This window comes from Shewanella colwelliana ATCC 39565, from assembly GCF_000518705.1.
Taxonomy (GTDB): domain Bacteria; phylum Pseudomonadota; class Gammaproteobacteria; order Enterobacterales; family Shewanellaceae; genus Shewanella; species Shewanella colwelliana.
Window position 1 is genome coordinate 180417 of sequence record NZ_JAEC01000006.1, and the last position, 19512, is coordinate 199928.

The 19512-nt window shown below is 45.7% G+C and carries 19 protein-coding genes; 11 read left to right on the forward strand and 8 right to left on the reverse strand.

What is annotated here, in order from left to right:
* Positions 1–155 precede the first annotated feature (155 nt).
* The 9 genes from L876_RS0104165 to L876_RS0104205 all read left to right on the forward strand — a co-directional run bounded on the left by L876_RS0104165 (position 156) and on the right by L876_RS0104205 (position 12183).
* Positions 156–776, forward strand: a complete 621-nt coding sequence (locus L876_RS0104165; protein WP_028762640.1) for a tetratricopeptide repeat protein — start codon at positions 156–158, stop codon at positions 774–776.
* Positions 777–819: 43 nt separating this feature from the next.
* The gene (gene rnr / locus L876_RS0104170) at positions 820–3282 is read left to right on the forward strand and encodes a ribonuclease R (RefSeq protein ID WP_028762641.1); all 2463 of its coding nucleotides are present in this window, start codon (positions 820–822) and stop codon (positions 3280–3282) included.
* Between the two features lie 71 nt (positions 3283–3353).
* Positions 3354–4094: a 23S rRNA (guanosine(2251)-2'-O)-methyltransferase RlmB gene (rlmB, locus tag L876_RS0104175; RefSeq protein WP_028762642.1), complete on the forward strand. Its 741-nt coding sequence runs from the start codon at positions 3354–3356 to the stop codon at positions 4092–4094.
* A gap of 478 nt (positions 4095–4572) precedes the next feature.
* Positions 4573–5946, forward strand: a complete 1374-nt coding sequence (locus L876_RS0104180) for an alanine/glycine:cation symporter family protein (RefSeq protein ID WP_028762643.1) — start codon at positions 4573–4575, stop codon at positions 5944–5946.
* Between the two features lie 773 nt (positions 5947–6719).
* Complete coding sequence (locus L876_RS21065) at positions 6720–7625, forward strand: hypothetical protein (RefSeq protein WP_037427946.1); 906 nt, start codon at positions 6720–6722, stop codon at positions 7623–7625.
* A gap of 59 nt (positions 7626–7684) precedes the next feature.
* Complete coding sequence (locus tag L876_RS0104190; protein WP_248674473.1) at positions 7685–8872, forward strand: DUF5692 family protein; 1188 nt, start codon at positions 7685–7687, stop codon at positions 8870–8872.
* Positions 8873–8945: 73 nt separating this feature from the next.
* Complete coding sequence (locus tag L876_RS0104195) at positions 8946–9806, forward strand: hypothetical protein (RefSeq protein ID WP_028762645.1); 861 nt, start codon at positions 8946–8948, stop codon at positions 9804–9806.
* A 130-nt stretch (positions 9807–9936) separates the two neighbouring features.
* Complete coding sequence (locus L876_RS0104200; RefSeq protein ID WP_028762646.1) at positions 9937–10500, forward strand: chalcone isomerase family protein; 564 nt, start codon at positions 9937–9939, stop codon at positions 10498–10500.
* Positions 10501–10725: 225 nt separating this feature from the next.
* Positions 10726–12183, forward strand: a complete 1458-nt coding sequence (locus L876_RS0104205; protein WP_028762647.1) for a methyl-accepting chemotaxis protein — start codon at positions 10726–10728, stop codon at positions 12181–12183.
* 42 nt (positions 12184–12225) lie between these two features.
* Here L876_RS0104205 and L876_RS22885 read toward each other — a convergent pair whose 3' ends face one another.
* The 5 genes from L876_RS22885 to L876_RS0104230 all read right to left on the reverse strand — a co-directional run bounded on the left by L876_RS22885 (position 12226) and on the right by L876_RS0104230 (position 15375).
* Positions 12226–12399: a hypothetical protein gene (locus tag L876_RS22885; protein ID WP_169731089.1), complete on the reverse strand. Its 174-nt coding sequence runs from the start codon at positions 12397–12399 to the stop codon at positions 12226–12228.
* A gap of 355 nt (positions 12400–12754) precedes the next feature.
* Positions 12755–13447, reverse strand: a complete 693-nt coding sequence (locus L876_RS0104215) for a TorF family putative porin (protein WP_028762648.1) — start codon at positions 13445–13447, stop codon at positions 12755–12757.
* A gap of 241 nt (positions 13448–13688) precedes the next feature.
* Positions 13689–13961, reverse strand: a complete 273-nt coding sequence (locus tag L876_RS0104220; RefSeq protein ID WP_028762649.1) for an HU family DNA-binding protein — start codon at positions 13959–13961, stop codon at positions 13689–13691.
* Between the two features lie 147 nt (positions 13962–14108).
* Positions 14109–14906: a response regulator gene (locus L876_RS0104225; protein WP_028762650.1), complete on the reverse strand. Its 798-nt coding sequence runs from the start codon at positions 14904–14906 to the stop codon at positions 14109–14111.
* An 88-nt stretch (positions 14907–14994) separates the two neighbouring features.
* The gene (locus L876_RS0104230) at positions 14995–15375 is read right to left on the reverse strand and encodes a hypothetical protein (RefSeq protein WP_028762651.1); all 381 of its coding nucleotides are present in this window, start codon (positions 15373–15375) and stop codon (positions 14995–14997) included.
* A gap of 145 nt (positions 15376–15520) precedes the next feature.
* Between L876_RS0104230 and L876_RS0104235 the strand changes: the two genes are divergently transcribed.
* The gene (locus tag L876_RS0104235; RefSeq protein ID WP_028762652.1) at positions 15521–16030 is read left to right on the forward strand and encodes a DUF4240 domain-containing protein; all 510 of its coding nucleotides are present in this window, start codon (positions 15521–15523) and stop codon (positions 16028–16030) included.
* A gap of 65 nt (positions 16031–16095) precedes the next feature.
* Here the strand turns inward: L876_RS0104235 and L876_RS0104240 are convergent, their stop codons facing one another.
* Positions 16096–16407 (reverse strand): hypothetical protein, encoded by a 312-nt coding sequence (locus L876_RS0104240; RefSeq protein ID WP_028762653.1) that lies wholly within the window; start codon positions 16405–16407, stop codon positions 16096–16098.
* Between the two features lie 263 nt (positions 16408–16670).
* On the reverse strand, positions 16671–16976 hold the full coding sequence (locus L876_RS0104245; protein ID WP_028762654.1) for a hypothetical protein: 306 nt from the start codon (positions 16974–16976) through the stop codon (positions 16671–16673).
* Between the two features lie 228 nt (positions 16977–17204).
* Here L876_RS0104245 and L876_RS0104250 point away from each other — a divergent pair, with 228 nt between their 5' ends.
* Positions 17205–17729, forward strand: a complete 525-nt coding sequence (locus tag L876_RS0104250; protein ID WP_028762655.1) for a DUF3016 domain-containing protein — start codon at positions 17205–17207, stop codon at positions 17727–17729.
* Here the strand turns inward: L876_RS0104250 and L876_RS21070 are convergent.
* Complete coding sequence (locus tag L876_RS21070) at positions 17726–19492, reverse strand: GGDEF domain-containing protein (protein WP_051412917.1); 1767 nt, start codon at positions 19490–19492, stop codon at positions 17726–17728. The genes L876_RS0104250 and L876_RS21070 overlap by 4 nt on opposite strands.
* Positions 19493–19512 lie beyond the last annotated feature (20 nt).

The window sequence follows — 19512 nt, forward strand, 5'->3', positions numbered from 1 at the left end:
GAGTGAAGTAAAATAAACAGCTATAACTATGACCGGAGCCTTTAAGGTATCGTCAATACTGCCGATAAGATAAGTTATACCGCCCCTTTTAGATGTGTAATGCGGCTTAGGTAGCGCTGTTACCCTGGGCATAGAACAGATATAGAGAATTTTTTATGTTACGTCTCCTATTCTTTATTGCTTTGCTCTGCTTATCTTCCATTACGTCGGCAGAGCCCAAAGCAGTTGATATTTATAGCCAAGAGCAGTTAATTGACATGATCCGTGATAAGTCTTACCTCACAAGGGTTAAAGGCGATGATTGTCAATTAGTACAAGATATTGAGGCGCGAGCCGAAGTATTGAAACAACCCTTATATCAATACCTTTGGGCAGAAATGCTCAATTATGGAATTTGCGTAAAGGCCAATCCTCCCAGAGGTATCTCTTTGCTACGCAACGCAGCCGAACAAGGTGGCGCTGAAGCGATGGTTCGGATTGCAGAGTATTACCATGATGGTAAGTTTGTGATCCAAGATAAAGAGCGCGCAGTACAATACACGCTGCCCGCGGCCGCCAATGGTGACTTACCCGCACGCATGATGTTGGTAAGACTCTTTGGAGAAGGTTATGGTAGCCCACGAGATTACGAGATGGGTTATCACTGGCTTTATAATGATGTATTTAGTGATGAGGCAACTAAGCAACAAGCCTTAAAATTGTTGAAGGTGCTAGAAGCAAAAATGCCCCCCAGTGCAGTGGACAGGGCGAAGCAGGAGCATCTGAGATCCCTGTAATAGCCCCAAGCGATAGCGCTGGGGTCGACATTTTGGATATTGAATGATCAAAGATCCGCATATAAAGCGTGAACAAGAGAAGTATGAAAACCCCATTCCTAGCCGTGAGTATATTTTAGATTACTTACGTTCAGAGAAATCACCCCTAAATCGTGAAAAAATCGCTAATGCTCTCAAAATAGTTGATGAAGATCAGCTAGAAGCATTGCGTCGCCGCTTACGAGCCATGGAGCGAGACGGTGAGCTAGTTTTCACTCGTGGGCAAGCCTATGGCCTGCCAGAGCGTATGGACTTGCTTAGCGGCACCGTTATCGGTCATCGTGACGGTTTTGGTTTTCTCAAACTCGATGAAGGTGGCGACGACCTCTATATCAATAACCGTGACATGCAGATGTATTTCCACGGTGATAAGGTCCTTGCTCAAAAAGCGGGTGTCGACCGTAAGGGTCGCCGTGAAGCACGTATTGTGCGCTTAACCCATCAACGAACAGCGCCGCTAGTGGGTCGCTTCCATTTAGATTCAGGCATGGCATTTGTTATTGCCGACGATCGCCGCATTACGCAGGAGATCCTGATCCCTGATGAAGACCGCGCTGGTGCACGCCAAGGCGATGTGGTCGTCGTTGAGCTGACTCGCCGTCCTGGTCGATATGTGAAAGCGGCAGGTAAAGTCACCGAAGTCTTAGGGAAAGAGTTAGCACCTGGGATGGAGATTGAGATTGCGCTGCGTAACTACGATCTGCCCCACACTTGGTCAAGCATGATCGAGAAGAAGCTGCGTAAGATCCCTGACGAAGTCACTGAGACTGACAAGCAAGGGCGTGTCGATCTGCGACATTTGCCTCTAGTGACCATTGATGGCGAAGATGCTCGCGATTTTGATGATGCCGTGTATGCAGAAACTAAAAAGAGTGGTGGTTGGCGTTTATGGGTGGCGATTGCCGATGTGAGCCATTATGTGCGCACCGAATCGGCCTTAGATACTGAAGCGCGAGCTCGTGGTAACTCTGTCTATTTCCCATCGCAAGTGATCCCAATGCTGCCAGAGAAGATCTCTAATGGTTTGTGTTCCTTGATGCCAGAGGTTGATCGTCTGTGTATGGTGGCTGAGATGACAATTTCTGCCGCAGGTAAACTATCTGGCTATAAATTTTACCCAGCGGTGATGCATTCTCATGCACGACTAACCTATACCCAAGTTGCCGATATGCTAGAAGGTGGTGAGGTGAGCGATAAGCTCAAACCGATATTCCCGCATCTGCAGACCTTGCAATCCTTGTATCTCACTTTAGATGAGACCCGTGCCCAGCGTGGTGCCATTGCCTTTGAAACCACTGAAACGCAGTTTATCTTTAATGCCGATCGCAAAATTGATCGCATCGAACCAAGGCATCGTAATCAGGCTCATAAGATCATCGAAGAATGTATGATCTTGGCCAACGTTGCGTCAGCAAAATTTGTGCAAAAACATAAAGGCGAAGTGCTGTACCGCGTACATGAGGCACCATCAGAGCAAAAATTAACTAACTTTAAGGATTTTCTTAAAGAACGTGGCCTAACGATGAGTGGTGGTCTAGAACCAACCCCTGCTGATTACCAGGCGATAATGGAAAAGATCGCTGATAGGCCAGACGCTGAATTGATTCAAGTAATGCTACTGCGCTCAATGCGGCAAGCCACCTATACGCCTGATAACGAAGGTCATTTTGGCCTAGCCTTGGAAGAGTACTCCCACTTTACATCGCCAATTCGTCGTTATCCCGATCTGGTATTGCATCGAGTGATTCGTTATTTGTTGGCCAAAGAGCGTGGGGAAAGCGTTGATAAGTGGACCCCAGATGGAGGGTATCACTACAAGATTGAAGAGTTAGATCAACTTGGTGAAGAATGTTCTACGACAGAGCGCCGCGCCGATGAGGCTACCCGCGATGTGAATGACTGGCTTAAGTGCGAGTTTATGCAAGATCATGTCGGCGACACCTTCGAAGCCGTTATCGCTTCAGTGACGCACTTTGGCATGTTTGTACGCCTAAATGATCTATTTATCGATGGATTAGTGCATATTTCAAGCCTAGGCAGTGACTACTATCAATACGATAATATGCGTCAGCGCTTGGTGGGTGAGGCTTCTGGTCAGATTTATCAGTTAGGAGATGCGGTAACCGTAAAGGTTGCGGGCGTAAACCTCGATGATCGCCAAATAGATTTGATGATGGTGGGTGATGATGCTGGCTCCCCAAGACGCACAAAAGGTAAGAAACCTTTAACGGCTCGTGAGCGGGTTAACCTAGAAGGTGCCAAGCAGGGTAAGAGCGACAGTGATAAATCCGGGCGAAAACCACGACGTAGCAGCAGTAAAAGCGGCAGCAGAAAACCCAGTACGGCTAAATCGGGTGTGGCCAAACCGGGCGCTGATAAAGGTAAGTCTGCATCAGCTAAAAGTAGTGCGAGCAAAGCCAAGACTGGTGCTAAAAAGCGTAAGCCGGTTAAGCGTAAAACCAAATAGTAAAGCCCATAGCATTCAGCAATCGATGATTGAGTGCGGTAGGTTGAAGCAGAAATAAGAGAAATCAATAAATGAAAAAACAAGATATCACCTTCGGGATTCATGCACTTGAAGCTGTGTTAAACCATAGTCCAGAGCGTGTGATTGAAATGTGGGTGCTACAGGGGCGTGATGATCAACGTCTTACGCCACTACTTGAGATTGCCGCCCAATATGGCGTATCTATCCAAAAAACGTCCCGCAAAGCTCTCGATGAGAAAGCGGGCAGCACACAACACCAAGGTGTGCTAGCGCGTGTTAAAGCCGTTAAGCAGCTTAACGACAATGACTTGTTAGCGTTATTAGAGAAAACAGAAATGCCATTTTTGTTGATCCTTGACGGCGTTACCGATCCGCATAATCTTGGTGCCTGTTTACGTAACGCCGATGCAGCAGGTGTTCATGGCGTCATTGTACCTCGAGACAACTCTGTAGGCTTAACACCTGTCGTCAGCAAGGTTGCTTGTGGCGCTGCCGAAGTGGTCCCCTTGTTTCAGGTGACCAACCTTGCGCGCACGATGAAAGCACTGCAAGAGAAGGGTGTTTGGATTATCGGTGCAGCGGGTGAAGCAGAGCACGATCTCTACAAAGCCGATTTAAAAGGCCCGATTGCTATTGCTATGGGGGCTGAAGATAAAGGCTTGCGTCGTTTAACGCGTGAGAGTTGTGACTCGCTAGCATCGATTCCTATGTCGGGTAGTGTTTCAAGCTTAAATGTTTCGGTAGCGACCGGGATTTGTTTGTTTGAAGCGGTTCGCCAAAGAATTAGCTAATCGCCAATTCGATTGTTGAATTTGTGTGTTGGCCTTTAGTAAGCCGATAGCTTTTGAGAAATGTCGATGAAGTGTAAATTTCGTCGGCATTTTTGTTTTTGGCGTTTGATCAAGTTATCGACTTAGACTAGAGTCTCGCAGCCTTTACCTTCTTTGTTATCAATCGTCAGCCCGGCGAGTTAAAGCCTAAAGTGTTTTGTTTACTTGGATTGAGAGCTGTGCTCGTACAATTTGTTATTCATACCATTTGAGCAAATTTTCCTCGTCTGTCTAATCGAGGATAAGGCGCTAACCTTAGTCCACTTAGTGCCTCAAGAGCAATACAGTATTTAAGCATCATCGCGAAATCTCCTTTTTTGTTTCAATTCGTTAACAATACTCGCTTTCATTTTGAGCACTTTTCGTTGTACTCTGAGGAGCAATCAACAAATAGTGGCGTAGATCACAAAATTATAAAGATAAAAATGGCGAGGTTTTAATGGAAGGAATCACTGAGTTTGTCAGTATGATCAATGGATTTGTATGGGGCACGCCCATGTTAGTCATGATCTTAGGCGTAGGATTATTTCTCTCTCTTGGTTTGAGATTGATGCCCATTTTAAAATTGGGGACGGGATTTAAGTTACTTTGGTCTGGACGAATTCCTGACAAAGATAAATCAATGAAGGGTGAGATCAGCCCTTTTAATGCCTTAATGACCTCGCTTTCAGCCACTATTGGTACGGGTAACATAGCGGGGGTGGCAACGGCTATCTTTATCGGTGGTCCAGGTGCACTGTTTTGGATGTGGTGTACGGCACTTGTTGGTATGGCCACTAAGTTTGCCGAGGCCGTATTGGCGGTAAAATATCGAGAAGTGGATGACAACGGTAACCACATTGGTGGACCGATGTACTACATTAAAAATGGTTTAGGCAGCAAGTGGGCTTGGCTCGGTACGGCATTTGCTCTATTTGGTTCTTTTGCTGGTTTCGGTATTGGTAATACTGTGCAGGCCAACTCTGTTGCCGATGCACTGAGCAGTAATTTCGGTGTTCCGACTTGGGTGACTGGTGTGGTATTGATGCTGCTGGTTGGCGCGGTATTAATGGGTGGTATCAAGCGTATCGCCGATGTTGCAGGTAAGCTAGTGCCATTGATGACGGTTTTCTATATTGCTGCTGGTCTTGCGGTACTTGTCGTTAATGCTGCAGCGATTCCTGATGCGATAGTGCTTATTGTGCACAGTGCATTTAATCCGGTTGCGGCACAAGGTGGATTTGCTGGTGCAGCGGTGTGGGCTGCGATTCGTTTTGGTGTGGCACGTGGTGTGTTTTCTAACGAAGCGGGTCTAGGTAGTGCGCCAATAGCCCATGCTTCAGCGCAAACCAACAACCCTGTGGCTCAAGGCTTAGTTGCTATGCTTGGCACATTTATCGATACCCTAATTGTTTGTACTATCACAGGCTTAGCTATTGTGGTTTCTGGAGCGTGGACATCGGGTGAAAATGGTGCGGCGTTAACCTCTTATGCCTTCGCCACAGCACTGCCTATGGGTAACTATATCGTAGCGGTGGCACTGTCAGTGTTTGCCTTTACTACCATCTTAGGCTGGAGTGTCTACAGTGAGAAATGTGTGCAGTATCTTTTAGGTGTGCGCGCAGTTAAGCCGTTTAGACTGGTTTGGATTCTAGTGGTGCCACTCGGTGCGATAAGTTCTCTGGACTTTATCTGGTTACTGGCCGATACCTTAAATGCCATGATGGCGATACCGAACTTGATAGCATTGGCACTACTAAGCCCAGTGGTATTTAGCCTAACTCGTGAGTATTTTATTAAGAAACGTCAGCAAGAAGCAGAAGCTAATGCATAACGTGATTTGATGAAAAGCGCCGCAAGGCGCTTTTTTTTATAGCTGTGATTTTACCTGATTGGCCTCACCTTTTAGGCTTCGTTACTTAAGTCTGTTTTCTATTTAGAACAGTTTTCGTGTTAGCTCATCTTTATTCAGGGCATAAGTTTAAGGAAGTTTCGAACCAGCTAAATGGCTGGTTTTACAATTATCTTCAACCTTGACAGACACTGCTGTAAGCCATTTCAATTTTGCCTGTTGTTAACATTCTGCCTAACCACTAAGAGATTTTCATCTCTTTGGCTGCATTGTCGATCGGGTTATTTCATTTAATCTGGTACAGGCAACGATTTTATGTGAGGCAATTGTTAATGCGGGTGTAGCGAATAAGATTCTCTCTTTTTGGTAGAAATATGTTAGACCATATAACAATGGCTAAGTTAAGCTTTTGATTTTAATGCTATTTGTTTTGTTGTTATGTGAGGCGATACTTACCGGCTATTCAAGGTTCTGGCCTTCCCCCTTTCTCAGCTTTACTCAACGCTTGTTTTTGTTACATCTGCTTATCATCAATTAATTATATCTCATCAACTTTGTTACCCAGATCACAATCACTTCCTAAATGTTCACATTTGAGTGGCTCAACTTTATCGCAATGTGACGTGTCTCACATTAAGTGCCTAAAAGAAAAAATAGAGTAAAGACTCTAGATTAGAGTAATTGCTCTATCAATAATTGTTCAGGTCAACGTCAATTTTGTCGCCAACCTGAATTTTGTAAACTCAGGAGGCGTTATGGACATACCTGTCTGGCAATATATTGTTTCGATGAGCGGATATATTGTGTTCTTGCTTGTTTTGGTGGAAGGCATGCGCCGTACACCTCGTTTAACTGCAGCATTTTGGCTGTTGTCACTACTTACTGCTCCATTATGGGCCGACAACTTAGATGGTTGGTTCCGTTGGGTGAAAACGGTGAGCGTATTAATCCCTACAGCGATTGTTGTGGGTGGTGCGCGAATCGCATATCTGTATTACGACAATCCCAACCGAGTATTGGCGTTTTTTAGGGGCGATTGGGTACTTAAAGTCTTGTACGCTGTGCTGTTCCTCAATATTGCGGAAGCCACTGCCAAAGATTTTGCGACGGCTAACTACTTCAATGCGATTTGTGGTGTGATTCTATGTATCACTATTCCATTCCCTCGCTATAAGAATGGTCAGCGCATGTATTGGGTGATTGGTCGTGATAAGCCAAATGACCTGTTGTTCTATTCAACTGCAGCGTGGAACTTTCTGTATACCACATGGAACCTCGCCTTCGTCTTTGGCGAAAACCCAGGATTCTTCGCAAGTTCATTCTGTATCTTAATCGCGGCTGAACTTTACCCCATCATTAAGGGAAGACCTGAGCTCTATATTATCGCTCGAGTGTACACCTTGGCCTTCCACATCTTGGTTCGTGCCAACGCTGATATCTTCACGCCAGTGATGGATTCATCTAGCTGGGCGAATGACACAGTGCTGTGGTACTGGGGGGCGATTAACCTTGCACTGCATATCCCATTTGCAATCTGGTACTTCAATAAGAAACGCACCAGCCCAACAGGCGAGCCACCGACCGGTGACAATGAACCGCCAATGCTGAATGACTACTACAAAGATACGCCGGAAAAACAGCAACAGCTAACTACGGCTTAGTAACAAAGGGGCACCGCGAAGGTGGTGCCCATCACTTAAGCGGCACGATTGAGAGAGTAATGAATATGAAACTCAGGGTGAGAAACATAATCAGCACAATGTTTGCCATGTTACTGATGCTTTGCAGCGCAGCGACTTATGCAGACACACCGCTAGATTCATCGCAGAATCTAGAAAAAATTCAAGGCCAAATTTGGCAAGGCACACGAGATGGTAAACCAGGTGAAGGTAGTCTCTTTTATCGCCTCGAATTTGGTACCGATGACACGGTTGAAGTCACCAAACAGTCTGGTGGTTTTAACCACAGCGAAATTCAGCACTGGGCGTTGGCCGGCAATGAGCTGACAATCACCAGTCAACCAAGCTCGCTAATCAAAGACTTTGATGGCGCTAAAATGAGCTTTGTCGAAGCAGAGACCATGCGTTTTAGCTTAGATGGTGATGGCTTTAATGTTCACAAGTGGTATCAAAACCGTGCCTTTGGCCACGTGCTTTTGGTATTGATTGGTTTGATGATCTTAAACGAGATCTGCCGTCGCTTTAAGTACAGCAACTACCTGCTGTGGTTTATCTTGCCTATCGTATTGATCCCATTGTGGTCTAGCTATGGTGTGACGTACTGGTTTAAGTGGGTCAAGCTCTACTCGGTGGTCGGTGCTGCCGCACTATTTACCCTGATCCGTTTTACCAAAGTCGGTGATATGAAATGGGCCAAATTTGGTGCCGCCGCCTTCTTAGCGATTAATATCTCTGAAGCGGTGATGCAAGATTTCAGTATGGGTAACCTTGCCAACGTGCTGAATGCGATTGGTGGTGTACTGTCAATTATTACCTTGGCGGGTTGGGCACAGATCTTCGCCGACAAATCTAAGCAACAAGATATGATTTGGCCTGCCATGACCACCTTCTGGATCATTGCTTACGATGTGTGGAATATCGTCTTCGTTTACCTCAACTTCCCAGGGTCCGCGACCGCGCAAATGATGGTGCTGATCGCGGCAACATTACCTGCATTATTTATCAAAAAAGGTACCTGGTTACAGGCTCGCGCATTCACGTTAGCGGGTTCATTCATGTACTACTTCAGCTGCCCATTTATGTACGAAAGCAACGTGGTGCCTTTACCACGTAATGATGAACTGATGCTCGCCGCTGGCGCAGCAAGTTTTGTGATTAACAGTGCTTATGCCTATGTGTTCTTCACGGGTAAATGGAAGCGTCGTCAAGCACTGACCACGGCAAGTTAACCGCCGTAAATCGACAAGTGATTTTAATTGGTATTTAAAACAAATAGATAAAATTATGATGATGGAGTCAATTATGAAAAAGCATCTTTTAAGTGTAGCGGTTTTAGCGTCAATGACTTGTGGTTTCAATGCGATGGCGGCTGATGATGCCGATATCGATATGTCCAATCCAACGGATGTGTACACCTCCCTTGGTGCTTCTTATGGTAGCGAAGGCGCTAACATCAAGGGGCAGTTGATGCTGTCAGAGAAAACAGCTACTTCAGGGCAAAAAACGGGGATCATTTTTGAAGCAAAAAACCTGTTTAACGAAGGTGATAAAACGCCACAGTTTACCGGCATGGTTGCTCACCCTGACTACGGCATGGTGCCAACGTTTAATGATGAAACCAGCAAGCGCTCTTTCCGTTTGCGTTACGGCACCATTAACACGACCAACGGCACAGGCTGGTCTGTTGATGCCATATTGGCTGATCACCCCTTCTACGGCAATATGGCTGTGGTTCAAGCGGGTCCGGTGATGACGATTCCGGTTTCAGATAACTTCTATATCTGGCCAATTCTTTATGCAGGTGCGGTTGTCGTTGAAGACAACATGTCGCAAATTTTGCCACCAAATATGGCGGGCAGCACAGCAGTATCGAGCAGTGGTATCGATGTGCCATCGCTTATTATGACGGGTATGGTTTACGCGCGTTATGCCTTTAATGATAACTGGTGGACACTGGTGAGTGCCTCATATACCGAAGAGCTACAAGGTAAAGGCTGGAGCGATGACATCATGGATGGTGGTCTCCAGATGGCCAGCTTCTCTGGCGAAATATCAGTGGCTTATCAGATGAATAAACGTCAAAACGTTCGTGTTAACTATAAAACAGATAACAGCGACAGCACTGATGACAGTTATTGGATTGAATACAACCACGCTTTCTAGGTTGTGATCCTTGCACTAGCGTTTGCTCCCCAGTTCGGCGCTAGTGCTTTTTTATTTGATCTATGTGGCTATGACTAAGGTGCAGTAGTGAGTCACACAGGTCTGCATGTTGATATCGACGGAGTGAAAGATGAAAAAGAATATATTGTTATTAGCCAGCGCGCTGCTGTTGAGTACGTCTACCGCCTCTGCTGCTGAAGTCGGGGGGGTCGACTTGCTCGATACTCTGAATTCGCAAGACCAAGTGCTACAGCTTAATGGCGCAGGGGTGCGTAGTAAGTTTTTTATGGATCTGTATGTTGGCTCTCTCTATACCGTAGAGCAGGCTGAACAAGCATCTAAAGTGGTTAATGGAGATCAAGTGGCGGCGATCAGGCTCAATATTACCTCGGGTATGATCACTTCTGAAAAAATGACTGAAGCGATGCATGATGGCTTTAATCGCGCGACAGATGGCAATACCACGCCGATTGCTGACAGTATTAAATCGTTTATTGCGACGTTTGCAGAGCCGATTCAAGAGGGTGACCAATTCACCTTAGTGAGCATTCCGGGTAAAGGTATTATCAGCTACAAGAACGGCAAAGAATTGTCGATGACCAGTGGTGAAACTTTCCGTAAAGCGGTATTGGCTATCTGGCTTGGCAATAACCCAACCGATAAAGGCCTTAAAAAAGAGATGCTAAAAGGCTAAGCGTTAAGTCAGCTTGTTGGCCTGCAACCAGGTGCGAAGGTCGTCGTGAATGGACTCATTTAGGTCTATCAGCGTGGCCTGATAACGTTTGCTATTTTTGCTCACCCGTTAGTGTACGTTGATGCTCACCAGCGCTGCGGGAAACAGGCTGACTTAATTACTCGGCGTTGTAGTTTGAATGATGAATGCCAAATTTCCGATTGATGTCGGATGGGATAAAAGCCAATGACCCCCTTAGCATTGTGGCGCTATCTGTTTTTCCCGCGAGACCATGTCTGGACGACAGATCAAGTCAGAATGGTCGATACGGTATTGTTTTTTACCTTACTGTGTTTGTTTACCGGACTCTATAGCTTATTTAAATGGACACAACAGGCTCATACCTTGTTGATGATCACCTCAGTCTTTTTGATTGCCATTGAAATTATTGCTGCTGCTTCCATTCGCTTCTTCAAACAGATCACTTTAGCCTTGAATCTTGGCTTTTTAGGCATGGTGTTGCATGCGCTCAATGTGATTTATCAAGGCGGAGGGATCTTACAATCGAGTCAGAGTTTGTGGGTTGCCGTGCTGATAATTGCCTTTTTTCTTACGGCTTCATTAACACTAGCTACGATTTGGAGTGTTGGGGTGATTTTGCTCTCAGCGGTAATGGTGCAGCAAGGCCTAAGTGGTCTAATTGTTGCCACTATTGTGCTGTCCGATACTGGTGCTGCCGTCGAAGCATGGAGTGGTATGGTATTACCTTTAGTGGTGATTGTCGTGGCTCAAGGTTTTACGAGTGCAGCAAGGCAGAAGGCCAACAAGGCGCAAGCGGACGCGCAGCAAGCGATTGAGCAAGGTGCGACTAAGGCATTGGCGGGTGAACAGCGTTTAGGGCAAGTCTTAACCCAAGCTAATCAAGATGCGACAGAACTCAGTGACGTGGCTGTCGACCTTGATATGCAAGCGGTTGCCTTACATAGCCAAGTGAATCAACTCAATGTTAACTGCGAGTCCCAAGCCAGTGCGGCAGAGGAGATGAGTCAGCAGGTTTATCGCATGACGCAAGATATGGCGCAATCGGAGCAGTTTATGGCGGAGTTAAAGCAGCGCTGCCAAACTATTGATAGCCAAGCGCAGGCGAGCGCTCAGTCGTTAGTTGCCTCTACTGATGCGATTGCAGCGATATTACACAGTAATCAGAAAATCGTATCGGTGGCCGATCTCATCACGTCGGTCGCCGATCAGACGAATTTGCTAGCATTGAACGCCGCTATCGAGGCAGCGAGAGCGGGGCAATATGGTCGTGGTTTTGCTGTGGTGGCTGAACAAGTCAGGGAGTTGTCGGCTAAGAGTAATCAGTCTGCGATAGAGATCCGCTTATTGCTGTCAAGCAGTCGCAGTGAAGTGTTACAGGGTCAGCAGACGATAGAACACACCGCGGGCGAACTGACTCAAATCATTGAGCAGGTGGCGAGTGTTGTGCACGATGTTAATCAGCTAGCAGACTTAATGGCCCTGCAAGGGGAAGCATTAGCGCAGCTTAATTGTGCCAGCAGTGAAGTCGCGACCAGTGTAGTAAACACTAATCAAGTTTCTGAGTCGGTGGCGGTAGAGGGCGAGCAACTAGCAAAGCGCGTTGAAAGTTTAAAGGCGCTTGCTAGTAGTTTAACCGCCGTCGTCGCGTGCCAGACAGTTTAAACATATGGGTCGGCTTTATCAGCGACCCTATATGCTTATTGCTTAATAGAAATCACCACCCATTGCACGTTTTAGTGCCGCCGCTTCGAGTCGTTCTTCGAGGCGTTTTTTTACTTCTCGCCTGTGTTGTAATTCACAGGCGGCTTTGGCATTTTTTGGCGCTGTCATCGCTTCGATTTCATAATCATTAGGAATAAAATCAATTAATTGAGCCATAGTGGACTCCTCTTATCTCAAATACAGTGCCCGGTAGCACAGCTTTGGTGCTGGTTGGCACGACAGGCTTTGACAAAAGATAGGTGGTCAAAGCGTTACTGGTGGCGCTACGGAAAATGCTTTCAATTAATCTTCAATTAGTTAGTTTCACATTAGTGAGCGCTAATGAGGAAAATAGCAGGGAGTTAGCAACAAAAGTGAGAGGAGGTTAACAAAATCGAATTTACCCAAATTAGCAGATTAATTGAGGATAAAATGTCGAGAGTTACAGGGTATATTATTGAATATAATGGGTTTTGATTGTCTTGAAAATAGAACTGCCACCTAATTTAGTGGCAGCTCATTTAGATGATGATCACAAATCGAAACTATAGCTATAACCTATAACCACCTTAGGGTCATCATCTTCTAAGTCTGTGTCACTCACCATGAAAGAGATGGTACCAAAATCGGTATCTTTACTGACAGATACTGAGTAGTCCGTATAGTTGTCGGTATCAAACCATGCATTGACCACATCACCAGTGGAGTAACCATAATGAGCTGAAAGTGAAAGGGTGTCGGACAGTGGAAAACTCACTCCTGCATCGATGTAGCTCAAATCTTTATTGTCGTATGGATCGCTGGCGACGTCGCTGCCTGCGTTGACTATGGTTGAGTAACTTAAACTTAGCCACTTCCAACTTACGGCTGCTTTCACTTCGCCAAGGTCGATACTGCCCTCACTATCAGGATAGGCGTAATAGAGGTAACTGACATCGTAGCCAAAGTCATCGCCTATGCTGCCAGCATAACCACCATAGAAATCTATCTCGTAGCTGGTTCCATCACCAAAATCTACATTCGAAGCCCAAGTACCAAGATAGAATCCACTATCGTGTTCGTAATCTAACCCACCTTGAACAGCAACAGCATCGTTGGTTTGGGTGGTGCCGCGCCATAGGTAGTTAGAGGTGGCACCGATGTTACCTGAGACGTTAGCGCTCGCCGGTAAGGCAATCATCATGGTACCTGCAAGAGTGCTAAGGGTGCGAAGTGCTTGTTTCATACTCATTCCTTATGTTGGTCTAGGGGAGCAACCGTACTTTGCTTTTATTAAAATTGCATGGTTGCTTACCAGATAACATAGCGAAGAGTATGCCAACTATTTTATTTATGTTTTTCAGTATCTTATTTATTTGTGTTCGTAAGTGGGTCGTGTGTTTGATTCGTTATGATGCAGTGGTGCACATAATTAGTGCATAAAAAAACCTCCACAGAGGAGGTTTTTTTACGACTTAGGGCAGTGTTTAGTTAACGCTGTCTTTAAGTGTTTTACCTGCTTTAAACTTAGGTACTGTTGCAGCTGGGATTTGGATCTCTTTACCCGTTTGTGGGTTACGACCAGTGCGGGCTGCGCGGCTTGAAGTTTCGAAAGAGCCAAAACCTACAATAGAGATTTTTTCGCCGTTCTTCATCGCTTCAGCTACTGTTTGTTCGAAAGATTTTAATGCACGAGCAGCTTCTGCTTTAGTGAGTTCAGCGCTTTCAGCCATTTTTGCAACAAGTTCAGTTTTATTCATTTGGATAGTCTCTTCTTTCCGTAGATTTAGTAATACCAATTACATTAGATACTTGCAATTGCTGGACTTAACATGCCACAAGCCTCCCTGTTTGGAAAGTGGTTTTATGCGGATAAATGGCGGTTTAAGTCAAAAATCCGCAAAATGTTAGTCATCTAGTAGGGAATAGAGCAGTTGTTTAACCAATTGGGGCTCAAAAGGCTTGTCGCACAGCGCATTAACACCCGCTTGAGAGACGTTACTTAGATGAGCATCATTGGCTTCTGATGAGACCATTAAGATCGGAATATGGGATTGTTGACTGTCTTGACGAATAAACTGGGTTAACGCCAATCCATCTGCATTGGGCATGTTGTAGTCAGTGATAACTAGGTCGTACATGTTAGATTTCATCAGCTCAATCGCCTCGGCACCATCGGTCGCCTCAGTGATCAACTTCAACCCTAAGTTGGTGATGGTGCGACGAATAATATTTCGTGCCATCCGGCTATCATCGACCACTAATACGCGAATGTTGTGCACATCGAAATGATCGAGATCCAGCTCATCATGGCTGAGTAGATCGATCGTTGCGTTAAGTGCGGCACCTAAGTGCTCAGACGAAAAGGGTTTGGGCAAAATTGAAACCACACCAGATTGTCGATATACCTCAAGCTGCTCACGGCGACATTCGCTAGAGACCAACATGAATTGGATGTCGCTGTAGGCTTCGGTCTCTTTCAAGGTTTTAAGCAGATCGAGTGCGGTACCATCATCGAAATGCATGGCGCTGGCAACTAGGTCTGGGTGGTGACGCGAGATAATCGCTAGTGCTTGGGTGAGATTAGCAGCGGTTTGAATATTGCTAATTCCTTCTTGGGCAAGGCGAGCGGAAATAATTTTTCTTTGAGTATCAGAGGGCTCAACGAGCAAAATAGAGAGTTCACTGGGAGATAGATTACCCATAATCATGGTTCTCATATAGTTATTGTTATGATTAAGGTTAGCCAAACTACCCCATGGTTAGTAGTTTGGCAATATCAGTCTTGTCGGATCACTCGCTAAGATAGCGTTTGGTTGAGGCCGTAAATGCCACCCACCATTGAAAGGCTAATAGGCTAACTACCAGTACTGCTATCAATGGCAAGGGGAGTTCTTGGCCATTGAAAACCACTTTTACATCTTCTGGGGTAATTTGGTAAGCGATGATGCCTGTGGTGGCGAGTGCAGTAAAACCTAACGTCTGTATTGCGATATACACTTTTAACACCACACCAGCCCAAGAGGCACGTAGATATAAACCAATGAGCACGGGGATAACGCCCAGCGAAAAGAGATCCATCGCTTGGGTATCAATGGTGCGCCACAGGGCAATCACCGCAATAACTAAGTAGAGTGCGATAAGCAAGCTCAAGGCGAGAGTGGGTCGTTTCATAAACAAGACTCATGATTAATTTGCTAGCGAGTGTAGAAAAATGGCTTCTGTTAGTCCATTGCTTTGCACAAAATCATGCAATTTTACTGTGTCACAAGCTTGTCTAAGGTAATATGTCGCGGTTATTACATTGTCCGAGAGTATGATGACTGAAATAGAGTTTTGGCAACTGGTGACCCGCAGCCATGCCGATCAAAGCCAAGAAACCTTAGCTGAAGCGTTAAAGCAAAAGCTTGAACCGCTGAGCAACGAAGAGTTGGCGGCATTTGATAAGCTATTTTCTCAGCAGATGCGTCGCTGTTATCTTTGGTCTATTTGGGGAGCGGCTTATATTGTTACTGGCTGCGACAGTGAATATGCATTTGCTGAGTTTCGCTGTTTTTTGATCTCTCTAGGGCAGGAGTGGTTTGAAAAAGTCTTGTTAGATCCTGACTGTCTGGGGGCGTTAGTGACCTGGCCAGAGAAAGATGGCTACGCTTATCCTTTTATCGAAGATTACGATCTGATTGCTGGACAAATTTTTGAAGACCGCTGTGGTGATGAGTTGCCATTCGTACCTTCAGGGCAAGCAACGCCTCAGGGGAAGAAGTTTTCTCATAAGAAAAAACAGCTTAAATCGACTTATCCACAGCTCAGTCAGCGTTTTCCTTTCTAATTTTGCTAAAAATAGCAGCAAAAAAAGCGGACACTAGGTCCGCTTTTTATTGATGGATTGGTTTGTTATTCGTAGCAGACTTGCGTCTCGCTATCGTATTGTCTGTCGTGTTCAGCACATGTGGTTTCCATAAACTGCGTTTCGGCCTGCTCCATTTGCTGATCGAGGTTGGCTTGAATATCGTCGATGATCTGCGCTTCACTCGCTTGCTGATGCTGGTCGAGGATCTCAAAGTGCTGTTGAACAGCGGCCTGCTCTGATGGGGTGAGTTCATTGGCTTTTGCTTGAGTGGAGATAGCAAAAGCAACAATAACTGCTGCAATGAGTGCCATCTTTCCTGAGAAATTTACCCGTGTCCTTGTGATTGAGTTGCTCATAATACTTGCTCCAATTTTAATCAATTAGACCTACTATCAGGAACCGTTTGCTTCAACTTGAGCAGACGCGGCTGTCAAATTGAGGGTGTCATCCTCAGGGTCACTAAGCCGTTATCGACTGTATATTCGAGGTGGTGCAGAACTTGTCGGTGCATCGAGTCTCGTTAACTTGGGGGATATAATAGCGGTGATAAACTGAATCCGAGCTGAACAAAAAAGCATCAGTTAAGTTGTGTATATAGGTAAACAATAAATCGGCTTATTTAATGATTTTGCATCGCTTCACATTGGAATCCCTGACGGCTAGCGTCAAATCGACAGCGAAGACCACATTCCCACACGACATTGCCTAATTGCTGGGCCTGCTCTGTTGCAAATGTTTTGCAGCGTAAATAGTCATCAAAGTCATCGGTCTTTTTATAGCGACCAGAGTTATATCCATTGGCGTAAACAAATGCCGACCAAGTTTCTGGTTCATCATGCTGTTGTCCTTGGTTGATCCAAATGATGACTGCGCCAACCACTGAAAATAGCAAGGCAACAAAGAGAATAGGCATAAATTTTTGCATGTATATTTGTCTTAGATGGAGTAAACCTAGAGTCTAACTCAGCAACAAGCAATCAGGATACAGGTGGGAGCGAAAAGGGTGTGATGGAGGTAAAAGGTTAATGAGTTTTTTCAAAAAAGTACCCTAGACAGAGTGCTAGCCAATTAACTTTGCATTAAGCGAATATTCAGGTTAGCTTTTGTACAGTAAGGATGTTGAGTGAAAGTTGTACAGCCGAAGGAGGCTAAGATGAAGTTTAAATCTCTACTAGTAGTGGGGGCGCTAGTTTCCCTAAATGTGGTTGCTGCCGATGAACCCAAAGTCGACCCTGTCACCGAAACTGGTATTGTTAAAATCACCTGGCAGGATGTTGATAGCTATCGGGACGTTAAAGCGGTGAGCGATATTCAATCTCGCTATGAAAAACGTACTTTTGAGACACTCACTAAAAACCTTAATAAAGAAGCGGCCAAACACTTCAAGCCAAATCAAACGTTAGAAATGGTGGTGACCGACGTCGACCTTGCTGGTGATGTCCGCCCGACATTTGGTGCCACCACTAATGATCTTCGCGTGATCAAAGACCTTTATCCGCCTCGTATGACCTTTAGCTACAAGGTCCTTGATGGCGATCAGGTGATTGTGGCTGGCGATGAGAAGCTCACTGACATGAGTTTTATGCACACCACTGGCATCAGAAGCGATAAGCCACTTAGCTACGAGTCAAAAATGCTGGCCGACTGGCTAAAAAAGAGTATTACTCCGCAGCTTTAAGCACGCTTTAATGGATGCGCTTGTATCGGATAGCATTTTGGTAGTTTGAACAGGCTAAAGGCGTTTTCAGCGTCTTTAGCCTGTTTTTTTGCTGCAGCACTATAAGCTGATAGCGCTTGCTCGCTGCAGCTATGAGTGATCTCTGGTGGCAATAATCCAACGCATAGACTGATGAGTGGATGTTCTTTACATACGCCTTGCCTATCTTCAGCAATCATTTTCTGTGCTTGCCAATGCTCCGCGCTATAAAATAGCTGCTTGCTAGCGTTGAACTGAGATAAAACCTGAAAACACTGCTCGATGATGTTGTCATCGGTACTGATAATAACAAAGTCATCCCCGCCAATATGGCCAACAAAATTATCGCCACACAGCTGCAACTGCAGCAGTTTAGCCACCGATTGAATCACTTCATCCCCACGACAAAAGCCGTAGATATCGTTGTAAGGTTTGAAGTTACACAGATCGAAATAGGCTAAGTAGTAGGCGCGGTTATGATCACGTAATCGCTTTAGCTCCTCCTGTATCGGAATATTCCCAGGTAAGCCAGTCAGTGGGTTGGCATGGCGAGCTATTTTGATCCGTTGTTCGGTGATCTGCTGCAGTAGATCTTTGGTGTGGCCGATACCGAGAAAGTGCTTATCGCGCATGATAATAAATTGCTGGGCCACAACGCCGTGATCTGATGCTGTTAATCGCTGGCTTACTTTAGAGATTGGGTCGCTGGCTTGCACTATCAATACCTTATTATCCATCACTTCACTGACGGCTTTATTCTCATGCAGGGCGCGTCCATATGGGGTGCTAAACAGCTCCATCAATTGGGCTCTATCTACAATAGCTAATGGTTTCTTATTGTCGACCACTGCAATGGCTTGCAACGACTGTTGGGTAATAAAGAGTTCACTTAATGCTTTCAGTTTGGTTTGTGGATTGACGGTAATAGCCCGGGCACAGAGTGACTCGGCTGATTCAGCATAGCGTGCTTGTAACGCGATAGGTTCGGCACTGGGCGCATGAGTACAGTGCTGCTTGGGCTCACTTTCTGGGCGGCCAAGCAGATAGCCTTGGCAGTAGATTATCCCCAACTGTTTTAACAGTGCTAGCTCCGCTTGGGTTTCTATCCCCTCGGCAATGACTTTACAGGTGAGGCTTTGGCACAAATCGATAATCGAGCGGACAAACTCCTGTTTGACTGGTGAACTGTCGATATTGTGAATAAAGTGGCGATCAATTTTGACATAATCGGGTGCCAATTCTGACCATAGTCTTAACCCAGAATAACCTGTGCCCAGATCATCAATGGCGGTAAGAAAACCTTGGCTGCGGTAGTGGTTTAGGCAATCTTTCAGTAGATCGATATCATCGGCGGGATATTGCTCAGAGAGCTCTATGACGATTTGGTTGGGCGAAAGCCCTAGCTCTTGCACTAGGCTGAGGGTGAGCCCCTTAGCATGGCTGGGTTCCAACAAGGCTTTGGGCGAAATATTGATAAATAGCTTGCCGGGTAACTCGCTCGTATTAAATCGATGGATGGAGTGACGACGACATATCTCTTCGAGCTCAGCTAGACGGCCTTCATGCTCCGCAGTTTGGAAGAGCGGCACTGGGGAGTGAAGGGCGCTGTGCTGTGGTCCGCGACTCAGGGCTTCAAAGCCATGGATTCTTTGGGTGCTTATATTGAAAATGGGCTGAAACAGGACATGGATCTTTTCCTGAATGATGATCTTATCCAATGTATCGCGCAGATCGATTGCCGTCATATCTAAATCGCCTCAACTAG

Coding starts and splice junctions, on each gene's coding strand:
- L876_RS0104165 (WP_028762640.1), top strand. CDS start 156: ATGTTACGTCTCCTATTCTTTATTGCTTTGCTCTGCTTATCTTCCATT.
- rnr (WP_028762641.1), top strand. CDS start 820: ATGATCAAAGATCCGCATATAAAGCGTGAACAAGAGAAGTATGAAAAC.
- rlmB (WP_028762642.1), top strand. CDS start 3,354: ATGAAAAAACAAGATATCACCTTCGGGATTCATGCACTTGAAGCTGTG.
- L876_RS0104180 (WP_028762643.1), top strand. CDS start 4,573: ATGGAAGGAATCACTGAGTTTGTCAGTATGATCAATGGATTTGTATGG.
- L876_RS21065 (WP_037427946.1), top strand. CDS start 6,720: ATGGACATACCTGTCTGGCAATATATTGTTTCGATGAGCGGATATATT.
- L876_RS0104190 (WP_248674473.1), top strand. CDS start 7,685: ATGAATATGAAACTCAGGGTGAGAAACATAATCAGCACAATGTTTGCC.
- L876_RS0104195 (WP_028762645.1), top strand. CDS start 8,946: ATGAAAAAGCATCTTTTAAGTGTAGCGGTTTTAGCGTCAATGACTTGT.
- L876_RS0104200 (WP_028762646.1), top strand. CDS start 9,937: ATGAAAAAGAATATATTGTTATTAGCCAGCGCGCTGCTGTTGAGTACG.
- L876_RS0104205 (WP_028762647.1), top strand. CDS start 10,726: ATGACCCCCTTAGCATTGTGGCGCTATCTGTTTTTCCCGCGAGACCAT.
- L876_RS22885 (WP_169731089.1), bottom strand. CDS start 12,399: ATGGCTCAATTAATTGATTTTATTCCTAATGATTATGAAATCGAAGCG.
- L876_RS0104215 (WP_028762648.1), bottom strand. CDS start 13,447: ATGAAACAAGCACTTCGCACCCTTAGCACTCTTGCAGGTACCATGATG.
- L876_RS0104220 (WP_028762649.1), bottom strand. CDS start 13,961: ATGAATAAAACTGAACTTGTTGCAAAAATGGCTGAAAGCGCTGAACTC.
- L876_RS0104225 (WP_028762650.1), bottom strand. CDS start 14,906: ATGGGTAATCTATCTCCCAGTGAACTCTCTATTTTGCTCGTTGAGCCC.
- L876_RS0104230 (WP_028762651.1), bottom strand. CDS start 15,375: ATGAAACGACCCACTCTCGCCTTGAGCTTGCTTATCGCACTCTACTTA.
- L876_RS0104235 (WP_028762652.1), top strand. CDS start 15,521: ATGACTGAAATAGAGTTTTGGCAACTGGTGACCCGCAGCCATGCCGAT.
- L876_RS0104240 (WP_028762653.1), bottom strand. CDS start 16,407: ATGAGCAACTCAATCACAAGGACACGGGTAAATTTCTCAGGAAAGATG.
- L876_RS0104245 (WP_028762654.1), bottom strand. CDS start 16,976: ATGCAAAAATTTATGCCTATTCTCTTTGTTGCCTTGCTATTTTCAGTG.
- L876_RS0104250 (WP_028762655.1), top strand. CDS start 17,205: ATGAAGTTTAAATCTCTACTAGTAGTGGGGGCGCTAGTTTCCCTAAAT.
- L876_RS21070 (WP_051412917.1), bottom strand. CDS start 19,492: ATGACGGCAATCGATCTGCGCGATACATTGGATAAGATCATCATTCAG.